The sequence below is a fragment of the Streptomyces triticisoli genome, from assembly GCF_003270085.1.
In the GTDB taxonomy this organism is placed as follows: Bacteria; Actinomycetota; Actinomycetes; order Streptomycetales; family Streptomycetaceae; genus Streptomyces; species Streptomyces triticisoli.
This window is the reverse complement of the sequence record NZ_QFDQ01000153.1, coordinates 35392-48642: the sequence shown is the minus strand read 5'-3', so window position 1 is coordinate 48642 and position 13251 is coordinate 35392. Positions and strand designations below refer to the sequence as shown.

The following is a 13251-nucleotide window of genomic DNA, read 5'->3' as shown; positions in this document are numbered from 1 at the left end:
CCTCATCATCCCCGTCATCATCGACGCCTGAGCCACAGCCCGGCAGCACGGTCCCCGGTTCCGGACGCGGCCCCGCGAGCACCAAGGTCGGGCACGGGAGTCAGCACCGGCGGCTCGGTCGTACGGCTGGGGGTGGCGGGCGGTGTCGAGACCGATGAACCCGCCCGGCGCATCACGCTGCGGGGCACCCTGTACGACGACGTGATCCGCACCCAGCGGCCGAGCGTGGAGGACAAGGGCGAGGGCGCGCTGGTTCGGATCGTCGCCCCTGTACCCAATCGCGGGGACGCCATCGGGCTCCTCGAACTGTTCCTGCCCGCGGCGTCGGGGGACACAGCTTCTCGTCCTCCCCCGGCTCCTGGGTGTCACTGGCAACCATGCGGTCATGCTGGGAAACCTCACCCGGACACATGACGGGAGGCCGGTCCAGAACCCCAGCCACGTCGCCGGGCCCGGGCCGGTTCGCCACCGTGTGAACTCCAGCCCCGTGGGCGCTGCCGCCGATTGGGCCTGCCGAAGCCGAGTAGATCGACCGGTCATGGGAACGATCAGGGCTTACGAACGGGCATCTCCGCTCGCCTACGCGCAAGGATCGCCGATGCTTCCTGAGGTCCGCCCCCACGTATCCGCTGCCCTGGCACACCAGTTGGAACATCAATTGGGTCTGGCTTCGCGTCTCGAAGCCGCCCATCTCGATGTGGAGGGCGTCGCCGGCATCGCAGTCGTCGCGGCTGCCCACTCCGATGGCTATGCGGCCACCGGCCATCTTCTCGGGCTGCTGGCCGCTCTGCCTGCTCCCACCAAGGCAGGAGAACGCTTCTGGTCGGACCTGTGGAGGTCTTCGGGCACCGCTTACCTGCTACCCGTCAACATCAAGGCTCTGGTGCTGCGTTCTCTGGCAGGAGAGGGAACCGCCCTGGCCCGGCAGATCCTCTCGGCCGTCGATGAGATGACCCCGCCCCAGCGCGTCGCAGCCGGGGAGGTGATCGGTCAAGCCCTCGCCGAGTCCGACCATTTGCCCGACCTCAGGACACAGGTCATCGGAGAGTTGTGGCTCCGGGATCTCGAACTCACCGCCTGGCGCGTTCTGCATGCGGACCGCAGATGGGACGATCCGGCTGGACGGCAAGCTTTCGTCGACGCCTGGACGGGCGCCTGACCGTCTGCCTCTCCAAGCTGCACGAACAGCCGCGCAGGGCATGCGGCACCCGAGCCCAACGACGCTTGAAGCGACTGAGGTCAGGGGTTCCGGGCCCAGGTCGCACCGGCCCCCGCGCCTCAACAGCAGGGCCGCGCAGCAACGGCTGCGCGGCCCCTGATCCTGTGCACGCCCGGCACGAGAGCAGGCGCCTTCGTCCAAGTGGGCGGCAGGGCCTGCACGGGCGGCGGCCACCGGACGCGGCGTGCGCGATCCCTCGCGCAGGGCCGCGAGGTCAGGCCAGGTTGATGTTCTCGGCCTGCGGACCCTTCTGGCCCTGGGTGACGTCGAACGTCACGGCCTGGCCCTCCTGGAGCTCACGAAAGCCTGTGGAGTTGATCGCGGAGTAGTGCGCGAAGACATCCGGGCCGCCGCCGTCCTGGGCGATGAAACCGAAGCCCTTCTCCGCGTTGAACCACTTCACTGTTCCCGTTGCCATGTCCTATGCCCTCCAGTCGATGAACGCCTCCCACTTCCTGTGGCAGACGGAGGTGATCGCCCTGGTCCCTGCGTCACAGCACAGCAAAACGCCCACACCAGAGGCGCGGGCAAGAGGGAATTCCGAACCACGACAGCTGACGCATACGCTACACGCCCACACACCGCGTCACCATAGGAAACGATCACTCCGCACACCGAGACCGTGCGTGCGATGCCCGCCCGACGCTGACGGGCACGCTCATCTCATGCTGCTGCCGTTGGGCGCTGAGGGTCTGCACGGTCAACGGTGTAACTCCCGAGCTGGAAGCGACAGTTGATGACTGACGTGATGAGTGACACCGAGGCCGGGGAGGCCGCCGTGGATGCTGTGGATGACAGTCTGGTTGCCGAACTGGTGGCCAGGGCGCGGCAGGTGAAGCCGAACTGAGTCACGGCCCGGAGGACTTCTGCGGCGCTGAAGTCACGGCGGTCCTGGCGGGTGATGACTTGGCCGACTTGCTTGACGGGGTAGTGGCGACGGCCGATGATCACCGATTCTCCGGCAACCGGTTCGGGCTTGATGCCCTTCATCGATTCCAGCACTCCGCCCTTGGTGAGCTCGAAGGAGAAGCGGGCGATGACGCAGCGCATGTGGCCTCACAGAGAGAAGGGAAGAACGGTCCGACCAGGGGCGAGGCGTTTCAGCGGAAGAGGGCGAGGATGCCCGGGGCGCTGCCTTGCTCGTCTACGACTCGCAGAGCACCGAGCCGACGGGAGCGCATCACGTGCTCGGCTTCGCCATCGCGGTCACGGGTGAGGTGAACGATCCGTGGTCGCCGAGGATGTCGCGCAGGCGGACGCGGTCCGTGTGAGCGCCGCTGTCGCGGACGGCGGTGAGGTCGGTTCGGGTCACCAGGCCGATGCGCTGGTCGTCCTGGTCGCAGACGACCAGTCGGCCCGTGCGCGCGGCGTCCATGACGGCCAGCGCCACCTCGACGCTCATGTCGTCACAGACCTGCGGGTCCGGCTGCGTCCATGACCTCCACCGCCGTCCTGTGCACGGTGTTGGCGTCCGCCGAGCGGGGCTGCATCTGAATCAGCGTCAAAAGGTGCCTCCTGCAGAGATGGGTCAACTTCCTGATCACGAAGGTTCTAGGCCACCGTTTCGAGGACGGGCTGGCGTACGGGGGCGCGCCGGGTCGCCGAGGAAGAGCGGCGTCGGCCTCGGGAGGAGGCGCTGCGCTTGGGGCGTTCGACCACCGGTGCGGTGATGACGACCGGGATGCCGGACGGGGCCTGGGCGCCGGTGATCCGGCCCAGGGCCTCGTCTCCCGAGCGGATCTGGGTGGTCTGCGGCCGGATTCCGGCGTCCGACATGAGACGGACCATGCCGCGGCGCTGGTTCGGTGTGACGAGCGTGACGACGCTGCCGGACTCGCCGGCGCGGGCGGTACGGCCGCCGCGGTGGAGGTAGTCCTTGTGGTCGGTCGGCGGATCGACGTTGACGACCAGGTCGAGGTTGTCGACGTGGATGCCGCGCGCCGCGACATTGGTTGCCACCAGCACGGTGACGTGCCCCGTCTTGAACTGCGCCAGCGTGCGGGTGCGTTGCGGCTGCGACTTGCCGCCGTGCAGCGCGGCGGCGCGTACCCCGCTGCTGAGCAGGTCCTGGGTCAGCCGGTCGACGGCGTGCTTGGTGTCCAGGAACATGATCACGCGGCCGTCACGGGCGGCGATCTCGGTCGTGGCGGCGTGCTTGTCGGCGCCATGGACGTGCAGGACGTGGTGCTCCATCGTCGTGACCGCACCGGCCGACGGGTCGACCGAATGCACGACGGGGTCGGTCAGATAGCGGCGCACCAGCAGGTCGACGTTACGGTCCAAGGTGGCGGAGAACAGCATCCGCTGCCCCTCCGGACGCACCTGGTCGAGCAACGCGGTGACCTGCGGCATGAAACCCATGTCGGCCATCTGGTCGGCCTCGTCCAGCACGGTGATGTCCACCTGGTTCAGTCGGCAGCCGCCGCGGTCGATGAGGTCTTTGAGCCGGCCCGGGGTCGCGACCACGACCTCGGCTCCGCCTCGCAGCGCGCCGGCCTGCCGACCGATGGACATCCCACCCACCACTGTGGCCAGCCGCAGCTTGACGGAGCGGGCGTACGGCGTGAGCGCGTCGGTCACCTGCTGCGCCAGCTCACGCGTCGGTACGAGGATCAGCCCCAGCGGCTGGCGGGGCTCCGCACGCCGTCCAGCGGTGCGGGCGAGCAGGGCCAGGCCGAAGGCGAGGGTCTTGCCGGAACCGGTGCGTCCGCGGCCCAGTACGTCACGGCCCGCCAGGGAGTTCGGCAGCGTCGCTCCCTGGATCGGGAACGGTGCGGTCACACCCTGCTTGCCGAGTTCGGCCAGGAGCTGCTCGGGCATGTCGAGATCGGCGAACGCCTCGACGGCGGGCAGCGCGGGGGTGATCGTCCTGGGCAGCGCGAACTCGCCCTGCACTGCGGCGGGCCGGCGGCCGTAACCGCCGGAACGGGCAGGCCCGCCGGAACGGCGCGGTGCCTGCGAGCCGAAGCGGCTGCCACCCTTCCCGGCGTCGGCACTGCCATTACGGGCCCGGGCGGAGCGGTCGTTCGTGTGTGCGCGGTTCATGCGGAACCTTCCTCGATGTGGCACATATCAAGGAATTCCCGCAGCGATGAGCGACATGGAGAATTACAGGTATGGACCGATGACAAAAGAAAGCAGATCTGGCCGGCGGAAACCTCCGGGGCCACAGGTGCTGAAATGAGTGACGCGATGGGGACGCAAGATCCGGGCGCCGACTGCGGTGCAGCTCTTCAAGATGCGCCTGCACCCCTGAAGGAAGAGCCGCGCATGGTGGGACCGCGGATTCCTCCGCGTCGTCCCGCGGGTGAAACCGCTGCGGGAGATGCCTGCAACTGGGGTCCGCACCCCGAAGGATGCGGACCCCAGCTACAAAATGTGCGTCAGCGTCAGGCCGGAACGATGTTCTCGGCCGTCGGGCCCTTCTGGCCCTGCGCGACGTCGAAGGTCACCTTCTGGCCCTCGAGCAGCTCGCGAAAGCCCTGAGCGGCGATGTTTGAGTAGTGGGCGAACACGTCAGCGCCACCACCGTCCTGCTCGATGAAGCCGAATCCTTTTTCCGCGTTGAACCACTTCACGGTACCAGCAGCCATGTCATATCTCCTTTGGGGCAACACATCGGAATCCGCACTGCACGGACGCCTTGTCGCCGCGATGATTACCCCGTCCGGAAAATGACCGGAAATACAAAAGCGCTCCCGCCGGCAAGAACCGATCGAGGGCACTTGAAGTTTCGGGAACCACAACTGCAACTGAGACCGACAGTAGCACGCTGGAACAGTCTGCGCACGTTGCATAATTCCACTCTGCTCATCGCGGCAAGAACTCTCACTACATGGTCCGTCAAATTCTCACTTCGCGGGTATAGATATTAATCCAGTCAGAGTGCAACGTTCCAGGAAGAGCAGTCTCACCGACTGCAGCCAGGACCGCAGGGCGCGACGACGTACGCGGCTATCCGTAAGACGCCTTTCGGAAGGCGTCCAGCAGCTCGTATCGACATGCTGAGGGCCGGATCCCGCGGTACGACTACTTCCCCGCTGCCCGCCTGAGGATCTGCTTCAGCGGTGGGGTCAGGACACCTCCATGGCCAAGCTGTCCTCTCGACCCGTCGCCTGTGCGGAAGCAGGTCGAGCAGACCGACAACTACCGTACCGAAAGTCGCAGGTCAGAGGAGTTGCTTAGCCGGTTCTGGAATCGTCACACCACTCGACGTGCGAGGTCATCGGGAGCAGGTCGATCCGCGACGGCGGTCGAACTCCGCGGGGCCGCAGCCGGCGACCGGCTGGGCGGTGAGCCCCTCGCGGACGCGCAGGTAGGTGCGGCGTACCGCCTCCGCGCTGCCACCGAGGGCGGAGCAGTCCGGATGGGCGGCGGTCCAGGCGAAGAAGGTGTCGCGCTTGCGCAGCAGTGCCTGGCTCTGGACGACGTCGAAGTCGTACCAGTCCCACGGGCCGACGACGCTGTCGAGGACCATGCGACCGGTGCGATGCGGTGCGGGGAGCGGGCCGCACAGGCCGCCCCGCACGCATCCGCGCCACCTGGGCGGAACGGGGAGCGTGGAAAACGCCTCCAAGTCGTTGGGGTTCTCCAGGGCGAAGGGCTACGACCTGGCTCGTCGCGGGGAGTTTCCGTGCCGTGTGCCAAGCGTCGGCCGTAGCACGCGTGTCGTCACCGCCTCCTTGCTCCGCGCGCTCGAAAGCGGAGAGCCGGAGTGCGACGGCGCGCCCGCCGGACGCTGCACCCCGTCGTGGCCCGCTGCGCACAGAAGCCCCGCTGGCATTCCGGCGGGGCTTCGTCGTCGCACGCGCTCTCACACAGGTCTCACCAACTGTGCGGACTCCCCCGGGCTGTGAGGCCCTGAACTGGTCATTACGCGCCTGTGCTGGATCGACTGGACACCCCTGGACGGTCTCTACAACCTGTGCCATGTGGTACCCAGTGAGGGAGCCAAGATCAGGACAGGGGCTTCTTCCGGCCCGTCAAAGCGGTATTGCAGGGTGTTCGTCGGTGTCTCACTCACGCCCTGCACGCTCTCGCACCTCACGATTTCTCACGTACCTGGGTCGGAACCCCGCGCAACCCGCCCCGTGTTGTGGCGGCTTCGCGAAGATCCTCCGCGTCCGGCTCGACGGACCGCCTCTTGGCAGCATGTGGCCGCCTTGTCAGGCCGGGCGTGCCCTGCGGGCCAGGTGGCGCAGTCGCAGGGCGACTTGGATTTCGAGGGCCTTGCCGGGAGTGTTCCAGTCGGGGCCGAGGAGTTGTGCGACGCGGTCGAGGCGTTGGACCACGGTGTTGACGTGGACGTGGAGCGCGTCCTTGGCCCTGGCCAGGCTGGCACCGTTGTCGAAGTAAGCGGTGAGGGTGCGGGCGAGTTCCGTGCCTCGCTGGGTGTCGTAGGTGAGCACGGGGCCGAGGGCGCGGTCCACGTACCCGGTGATGTCTGTCCGGTCGCCGAGGAGGACCCCGAGGAAGCCGAGGTCGGTCAGGGCGGCTCCGTCGCCGGTGCGGCCGAGTGCTTCGAGTGCCTGGAGGCAGCGGTGTGCCTCGTCGTGGGTGTGGGGGAGGTGTTCCGGACCCGTGGCGGGGCCTGCGGCTCCGACCGTGATGGGGGTGCCGAGGCCGCGGGTCAGTTCGTGGGCGAGTTCCTGGGCGAGTGCGCCTGGCTGCGAGGTGGAGGCGAGCAGGGCGATGTGCCCGTTGCGGGTGCCGGCCAGGCCGCCCAGCGCGCGCGCACGGCGTGCGGCCTCGGTGAGCAGGCGTGAGCGCAGGGCCGGATCGCAGTTGAGGACCAGTACCGCGTGGGGCCGGGCGAGATCGATGTCCAGCTTTCTGGCGCGCAGCGTCAGGCTGCCCGTGTTGCGATGGCCGCCCGGCTGTTGGGCGGTGAGCAGGTCGTCGAGGAGTTCGCCACGGACGCGGTCCTCCGCTTCGGCCACCGACCGGCGCAGGAGGAGCAGCAGAGCGGTGACCAGACCGGCTCGTTCGAACAGGCGTCGGTCGGCGTCAGTGAGATCGGCCCGGCCGGTGAGGACGAGACTGCCGAGGAGTTCCGGGCCCGCCAGGACGGCGCACACCCAGTTGCCGTCGACGGGGACGGCCCGCCCACCTCTGCGGGAAGCTTCGATTCCCTGCTCGGGCAGGGTGACGGGGCCGGTTTTCAAGCGGGCGAGTTCGGTGCCGTCCGCGTCGTGGACGGCCAGGCCTCCGTCGAGGAGGGCCGCGATCTCGCGGGCGACCTCGTCGACGGCACCTCCTCTGAGAACCAGGTCGGTGAGCCGGTCGTGGGCGTCGGCCGCGCGGTGCAGGGCGTCGCTGTGGGCGCGAGCCGTTTCGTTGGCGGCGTTCAGTTCGACAAGAGCGGAGCGGGTCTCTTCCAGCAGGCGTGCGCTGTCGATGGCCACGGCGGCGTGGTCGGCCAGGGAGGCGAGCAGGGCGATGGCCTCGGGGGTGAAGTCGCGCGGAGTGCGGTCCGCGGCGAACAGGACACCGATCACGCGCCGGCCGACGCGCAGGGGCACGCCGAGGATGCCGCGCAGGCCCTCCTCGTCGACTCCTTCGTCGATGGCCCCGGTGTGCTTGAAGCGGCGGTCGGTGCGGTAGTCGGGGCTCGCGTAGGGGCGGGCGGTCTGCGCGACCAGGCCGCCGAGGCCTTCCCCCATGCCGAGGCGCAGTTGCTGGAAGGTGGCGGAGACCGAGCCGGCGGTCACCCGCATGAACGTGTCGCCTGCGACGGGGTCGTTGAGGGTGAGGTAGGCGACATCGGTGCCCAGCAGGGTGCGGGCCCGGTGCACGATGGCGCGCAGCACGGCGTCCAGGTCGCGCAGTGCGGCCAAGTCGCTCGCGGTGTCGAACAGGGCGGCGAGTTCGGCCTCCCGTCGCCGGCGCTGGGCCAGGGTCCGGTGAATGCTCAGTGCGGTCCGGGTGGCCTCGGTTATGACGTCCTGTTCGTGCGGGTCGGCACCGGCGGCACGTGCCTGTGCGGCGGGCTGGGCCAGTCGCTCGGCCGGAGCGCCGGCGGCGAGCAGGGCGAGCAGTTCCCGGAGTGCCGCCGTCGCTGCGTCGGCGGGTCCGTTCCCGGTGGTCACGTCGGTCACCGTGGCAGTCCTCCCTTCCGGCTGCGCGGCTGGGTCGCGGGTCGGCTGAGGTGCCGTGCGTGGCGCAGTACTTGATACTGGCGCGGGTGCGGTCCGCCCTGTCTCCTCGACAGAGCGGACCGCACCCGATGGCGTGCCTCTCAGACCCGATCGGTACCGGCCATCGACGACTCCCGTCGTCGCGGTGCCGGCGTCGACTCCTTCGCCGACACGGTCAGGTCGCGGCCGAGGGTCTCCTTGATGACGGCGACGGTGACGGTGGTGACCACCGCGGCGGCACAGAGATACACGGAGATGGGCGTCGAGGACCCGTAGCTCCTCAGGAGTTCGACGGCGATGATGGGAGCAAGGGCGCCGGCGACGATGGAGGCGAGCTGTGAGCCCATGGAGGCTCCGGAGTAGCGGACCTTGGTGTCGAACATCTCGGAGATGAAGGCGGCCTGCGGTCCGTACATGGCGCCGTGGAGCAGCAGACCCGCGGTGACCGCGAGGGTGATCACGACGAAGGACTCCGTGTCGAGCAGGGCGAAGAAGGCGAACGCCCAGACGGCCATGCCGACCGAGCCGATCAGTGTCACGGGCCTGCGACCGAGGCGGTCGGAGAGCGCTCCCCACAGCGGGATGACGAAGAAGTGGACGGCGGAGCCGATCAGGACGGCGTTCAGTGCGGTGCTCTTCGGCAGCTCCAGGTGGGTGGTGACGTAGACCAGCACGAAGGAGGTGAGGATGTAGTAGGAGACGTTCTCACCGAACCGGGTGCCAATGGCCCCGAGCACCTCGCGCCAGCTGCGGCGGAAGACCTCGATGACGGGAGCCTTCTCCTTGGCCCCCTCGGCGGCTTCCGCCTCGGCCTTGGCCCGGGCCGCGAGGAAGACCGGCGATTCGGACACCGAGACGCGGATCCACAGGCCGATCACGACCAGGACACCGGAGAGCAGGAAGGGGATGCGCCAGCCCCAGGACAGGAACGCCTGCTCGGACTGAACGGCGGCCAGCAGCGCGAGAACACCGGTGGCCAGCAGGTTGCCTCCGGGGGCGCCGGACTGCGGCCAGGAGGCCCAGAAGCCGCGGTGCTTGGCGCCGCCGTGCTCGGAGACGATCAGCACGGCGCCGCCCCATTCGCCGCCCAGGGCGAAGCCCTGGACCAGGCGCAGGACGGTGAGCATGATCGGGGCGCCCACCCCGATGGTGCCGTAGGTGGGCAGCAGGCCCATGGCGAAGGTGGCGCCGCCCATCATCAGCAGGCTGAGGACGAGCAGCTTCTTACGGCCGATCTTGTCGCCGAAGTGTCCGAAGACCACGCCGCCGAGCGGCCGGGCCAGGAAACCGATCGCGTAGGTGACGAACGCGATCAGCGTGCCCACCAGCGGATCGCTGGTCGGGAAGAAGAGGGTGTTGAACACCAGCGCGGCGGCGGAGCCGTAGAGGAAGAAGTCGTACCACTCGATGGTGGTGCCGATCAGGCTCGCGCTGACGATGCGGGCGATGCCGCCGGAGCGGGGCTCGTCCGGCTTGGCGGTTGTGGTCTCGGTCATCGATTCACCGGTTCTCGGGTGCGGTTGCGGTTGCAGGGACAGACGTGGGGGGGAGTCGTGGGGACAGGGACGGCGCATGGGCGTCGCCGGAGGCGCCGGGTCAGTTGGCTCCCCAGCCACCGTCGAGGGGCAGGGAGGTGCCGTTGATGTAGCTGCTGTGGTCGGCGCACAGCCACAGCGCGGCCGCGGCGACCTCCTCCGCCTCCAGCAGGCGCTTGATGGGTGAGCGGGGCAGCAGCACATCGGTCAGGACGTCCTCGGGGCTGATCCCGTGAGCGATGGCCTGGTCGCGGATCTGGTTCTCCACCAGGGGGGTGCGGACGTAACCGGGGTTGATGCAGTTGCTGGTCACGCCGTGGGGGGCGCCCTCGATCGCGACCACCTTGCTCAGGCCCTCCAGCGCGTGTTTGGCAGCGACGTAGGCCGACTTGTAGGCGCTGGCCCGCAGTCCGTGGACGCTGGAGATGTTGATCACCCGCCCCCAGCCCTGTGCGTACATGTGCGGCAGGCTGCGGCGCATCAGCAGGAACGGGGCGGTCACCATGACCTGCTGGATGAGGGCGAACCGCTCCGGCGGGAACTCCGTCACGGGCGCCACGTGCTGCAGACCCGCATTGTTGACCAGGATGTCGGCCTCGGCCGGCAGCGCGTCGATCGCGGCCGGGTCGGCCAGGTCGGCGATGTGTGCCTCGCCGCCGATCTCGGCGGCGACCGCCTTGGCCGCCTCTGCGTCCCGGTCGACCACGTACACCATGGCACCCGCCGCTGCCAGCGCCGCGGCGCACGCCTTGCCGATACCGCTGCCACCGCCGGTGACCAGGGCAGCCCGGGGCGTCAGGTCCACACCGGCGCCCGTGGGCGCCGAGCGGACGGTGGGAGGACGGGATTCGCTTGTCATGGCCGGAAACAGTAGGCACGCCGTCACGCCACACCTATGTATGCGGCTAACACAATGACGCCTCGGCCTGTAGCGGGCACCACCACAGACCGAGGCGTTCAGTCGGGCAGGGCACGCGGCGGCCGTGGCGTAGGGCCGCGGCCACCGGGTGACTACCCGTCGAGACGGCAACTGGTGAGCAGGCTCGCCGGGGTGGCGCCTTCGGGCCGGGCGACGGTGTGGTTCGCCGGCGGGCGGTGCCCGGTGGTGAGCCAGGTCTCCAGGGCGGTGAAGGCCGAGCGGTGGCACGGCAGCAGGGGCCGGCGGCGCGGTCGGGGGCCGGCCGGGCCGAGGCCGGCGAGGGAAGCAGGGCTGCGGCGGCGGCCAGGGCGAGAGCACCGAGTGCGGTGCGCCCTCTCCTGCTCGAAGTGACACCGATGGGCAAAGCCATGAAAGCCTCCAGCGGGCGGCGTTGGACGGACGGGCTGGAGGCTGGGCGGCAAGCCCTGCACGGGAATATGTGTGTGCCCGCCACGGCGGCGGCTTCTCTCAGGTGGGCCGCCACCATGACGGGCACGTGACCGTGGACGCTGAGGGAAGCGTCCGCGGCTGTGACCGGTTCCGCGTCAGGGACAGGTTCCGTCCGCGAGGGTGAAGTAGCCGGCGGGTGACTCCTTCAGGGTGTGGGTGATGAATGTGTTGTACAGACCCATGTTCTGCTGGGAGCCCTTGGCGTAGGTGTAGCCGCCGCTGGTCGTGGCGCGTCCCGCCTGGACGTGGGCGTAGTTGGTGGCGGTCCAGCAGGCGGTCACGGTGCCGGTGGTCCGCGCGGTGACCGTGCCGGAGAGCTGTCCCGCCCTGCCGTCGGCGTCGCGGGCGGCGACCGCGTAGGTGTGGGAGGAGCCCGCGGTCAGGCCGGTGTCGGTGTAGGACGTGGAGTCCGCCGTGGCGAGCGGGACACCGTCGCGGTGGACGGCGTAGCCGTCGGCGCCGTCGACGGGGTCCCAGCTCAGGCTGATGGTGGTGTCGGTGGCTCCGGTCACGGCCAGGCCGGTCGGAGCGGGCAGGGTACCGCGCTCGGGGCCGGAGTCCTGCAGGCCGAAGAACTGGGTGATCCAGTAGCTGGAGCAGATGGAGGCCAGGAAGTAGGCGGCGCCGGTGCTGCCGCACTGCTGGGCCCCGCTGCCGGGATCGACCGGTGTGCCGTGCCCGATGCCCGGGACCCGGTTCACCTCGACGGCCACCGAGCCGTCCGCGGCGGCGTACTCCTCGTGCCGGGTGGAGTTCGGGCCGATGACGGACGTGCGGGTCGGCGTCTGGGACAGGCCGTGCAGTGCGGTCCACTGGTCACGCAGTTCGTCGGCGTTGCGCGGCACGACGGTGGTGTCCTTGTCGCCGTGCCAGACGGCCACGCGCGGCCAGGGACCGGACCACGAGGGATGGGCGTCGCGGACCCGCTGGGCCCATTGGGCCGGGGTCAGGTCGGTTCCGGGGTTCATGCACCCGTAGGCGCCGGCGACGTCGTTGGCACAGCCGTAGGGCAGCCCCGCGACGACCGCTCCGGCCTGGAAGACGTCCGGGTAGGTGGCGAGCATCACCGACGTCATGGCGCCGCCGGCGGACAGGCCGGTGACGTAGGTGCGCCGGGCGTCCGCGCCGTAGGCGGAGACGGTGTGCGAGGCCATCTGGCGGATCGACGCGGCTTCGCCCTGCCCCCTGCGGTTGTCGGCGGTCTGGAACCAGTTGAAGCACTTGTTGAAGTTGTTCGACGTCGTGGTCTCGGCGAACACCACCAGGAACCCGTACCGGTCGGCGAGTTCGGGCAGACCGGAGTTGTCGGCGTACGTCTGGGCGTCCTGGGTGCAGCCGTGCAGCGCGAACACCACCGCCGGCCGGGCGGGCAGGGACGCGGGCCGGTACACGTACATGCTCAGTTGGCCGGGGTCGGCGCCGAAACTGGTGACCCTGGTCAGGCCGACCGCGGCGTGGGCGGTCGGCGCCGGACCGGCCAGGGCGGCCGTGAGGACGAGGACCACGACTGCCACGAGACGGGACAGCAATCCGCGCCCCGCACCCCCCGACGTGCGCGGCGACGCAACGACGGGCGGTGTGGACGGGATACGGGACAGCGGGGCGGCGGCTCTCCGAAGTGGCGGCGGCTGCATGGCGGCTCCCTGGGTGTCATGGGGGGACACCGGACACTCCCCCGGCGTGGTTGAGGCGGGAGCGCCCGGTGTCCGAACCGTAGGGGCGGCCGACGAGCCGCGGTATGGCAGGGAGCCCTACAGCCTGCTTGCCACGACGGGGACGCACAGGGGTTGTGCCGTCAGGAGACGCCTGCTAATCAGACACCGGCAGGCGCCTCCAGATGTGCGGGCACGAGCAGATCGGCTACGTGCCGGCCGTCTCCTGCCGCCACCGCGTCCCGACCGGGCCCGGCCGCTTCCGCGCCGACGCGCCGGCCACCCGCATCCCGCGCACCGCCTGGCAGAGGATCTCCGCAGGCGCCGGCGCCGAAGGACA

At 69.6% G+C, this 13251-nt stretch carries 10 protein-coding genes and 1 pseudogene; 1 reads left to right on the top strand and 10 read right to left on the bottom strand.

Annotated features, from left to right (window positions below):
• The first annotated feature begins 598 nt into the window (after positions 1 to 598).
• Positions 599 to 1159, top strand: a complete 561-nt coding sequence (locus tag DEP02_RS20880; RefSeq protein WP_198668507.1) for a hypothetical protein — start codon at positions 599 to 601, stop codon at positions 1157 to 1159.
• Positions 1160 to 1433: 274 nt separating this feature from the next.
• On the opposite strand, the gene DEP02_RS20875 is transcribed toward DEP02_RS20880, so the two are convergent.
• The 10 genes and pseudogenes from DEP02_RS20875 to DEP02_RS20820 all read right to left on the bottom strand — a co-directional run bounded on the left by DEP02_RS20875 (position 1434) and on the right by DEP02_RS20820 (position 12656).
• On the bottom strand, positions 1434 to 1637 hold the full coding sequence (locus DEP02_RS20875) for a cold-shock protein (protein WP_030052720.1): 204 nt from the start codon (positions 1635 to 1637) through the stop codon (positions 1434 to 1436).
• Between the two features lie 245 nt (positions 1638 to 1882).
• Positions 1883 to 2269, bottom strand: a complete 387-nt coding sequence (locus DEP02_RS35350; RefSeq protein WP_269809370.1) for an SCO5918 family protein — start codon at positions 2267 to 2269, stop codon at positions 1883 to 1885.
• Positions 2270 to 2319: 50 nt separating this feature from the next.
• Positions 2320 to 2724: pseudogene (locus DEP02_RS20865) on the bottom strand (CBS domain-containing protein).
• 46 nt (positions 2725 to 2770) lie between these two features.
• Positions 2771 to 4264, bottom strand: coding sequence for a DEAD/DEAH box helicase (locus DEP02_RS20860; RefSeq protein WP_112469203.1), 1494 nt, complete (start codon positions 4262 to 4264; stop codon positions 2771 to 2773).
• A 344-nt stretch (positions 4265 to 4608) separates the two neighbouring features.
• Positions 4609 to 4812, bottom strand: coding sequence for a cold-shock protein (locus tag DEP02_RS20855; RefSeq protein ID WP_112469202.1), 204 nt, complete (start codon positions 4810 to 4812; stop codon positions 4609 to 4611).
• Between the two features lie 629 nt (positions 4813 to 5441).
• Positions 5442 to 5696 (bottom strand): hypothetical protein, encoded by a 255-nt coding sequence (locus tag DEP02_RS20850; RefSeq protein WP_198668506.1) that lies wholly within the window; start codon positions 5694 to 5696, stop codon positions 5442 to 5444.
• Between the two features lie 688 nt (positions 5697 to 6384).
• Positions 6385 to 8316 (bottom strand): helix-turn-helix domain-containing protein, encoded by a 1932-nt coding sequence (locus tag DEP02_RS20840; protein WP_112469201.1) that lies wholly within the window; start codon positions 8314 to 8316, stop codon positions 6385 to 6387.
• Positions 8317 to 8456: 140 nt separating this feature from the next.
• Positions 8457 to 9851 (bottom strand): MFS transporter, encoded by a 1395-nt coding sequence (locus DEP02_RS20835; protein ID WP_112469200.1) that lies wholly within the window; start codon positions 9849 to 9851, stop codon positions 8457 to 8459.
• A 100-nt stretch (positions 9852 to 9951) separates the two neighbouring features.
• The gene (locus DEP02_RS20830; RefSeq protein WP_112469199.1) at positions 9952 to 10749 is read right to left on the bottom strand and encodes a 3-hydroxybutyrate dehydrogenase; all 798 of its coding nucleotides are present in this window, start codon (positions 10747 to 10749) and stop codon (positions 9952 to 9954) included.
• Positions 10750 to 11354: 605 nt separating this feature from the next.
• On the bottom strand, positions 11355 to 12656 hold the full coding sequence (locus DEP02_RS20820; RefSeq protein ID WP_438947785.1) for an extracellular catalytic domain type 1 short-chain-length polyhydroxyalkanoate depolymerase: 1302 nt from the start codon (positions 12654 to 12656) through the stop codon (positions 11355 to 11357).
• Positions 12657 to 13251: the final 595 nt, after the last annotated feature.

Coding starts and splice junctions, on each gene's coding strand:
- DEP02_RS20880 (WP_198668507.1), top strand. CDS start 599: ATGCTTCCTGAGGTCCGCCCCCACGTATCCGCTGCCCTGGCACACCAG.
- DEP02_RS20875 (WP_030052720.1), bottom strand. CDS start 1,637: ATGGCAACGGGAACAGTGAAGTGGTTCAACGCGGAGAAGGGCTTCGGT.
- DEP02_RS35350 (WP_269809370.1), bottom strand. CDS start 2,269: ATGCGCTGCGTCATCGCCCGCTTCTCCTTCGAGCTCACCAAGGGCGGA.
- DEP02_RS20860 (WP_112469203.1), bottom strand. CDS start 4,264: ATGAACCGCGCACACACGAACGACCGCTCCGCCCGGGCCCGTAATGGC.
- DEP02_RS20855 (WP_112469202.1), bottom strand. CDS start 4,812: ATGGCTGCTGGTACCGTGAAGTGGTTCAACGCGGAAAAAGGATTCGGC.
- DEP02_RS20850 (WP_198668506.1), bottom strand. CDS start 5,696: ATGGTCCTCGACAGCGTCGTCGGCCCGTGGGACTGGTACGACTTCGAC.
- DEP02_RS20835 (WP_112469200.1), bottom strand. CDS start 9,851: ATGACCGAGACCACAACCGCCAAGCCGGACGAGCCCCGCTCCGGCGGC.
- DEP02_RS20830 (WP_112469199.1), bottom strand. CDS start 10,749: ATGACAAGCGAATCCCGTCCTCCCACCGTCCGCTCGGCGCCCACGGGC.
- DEP02_RS20820 (WP_438947785.1), bottom strand. CDS start 12,656: ATGTACGTGTACCGGCCCGCGTCCCTGCCCGCCCGGCCGGCGGTGGTG.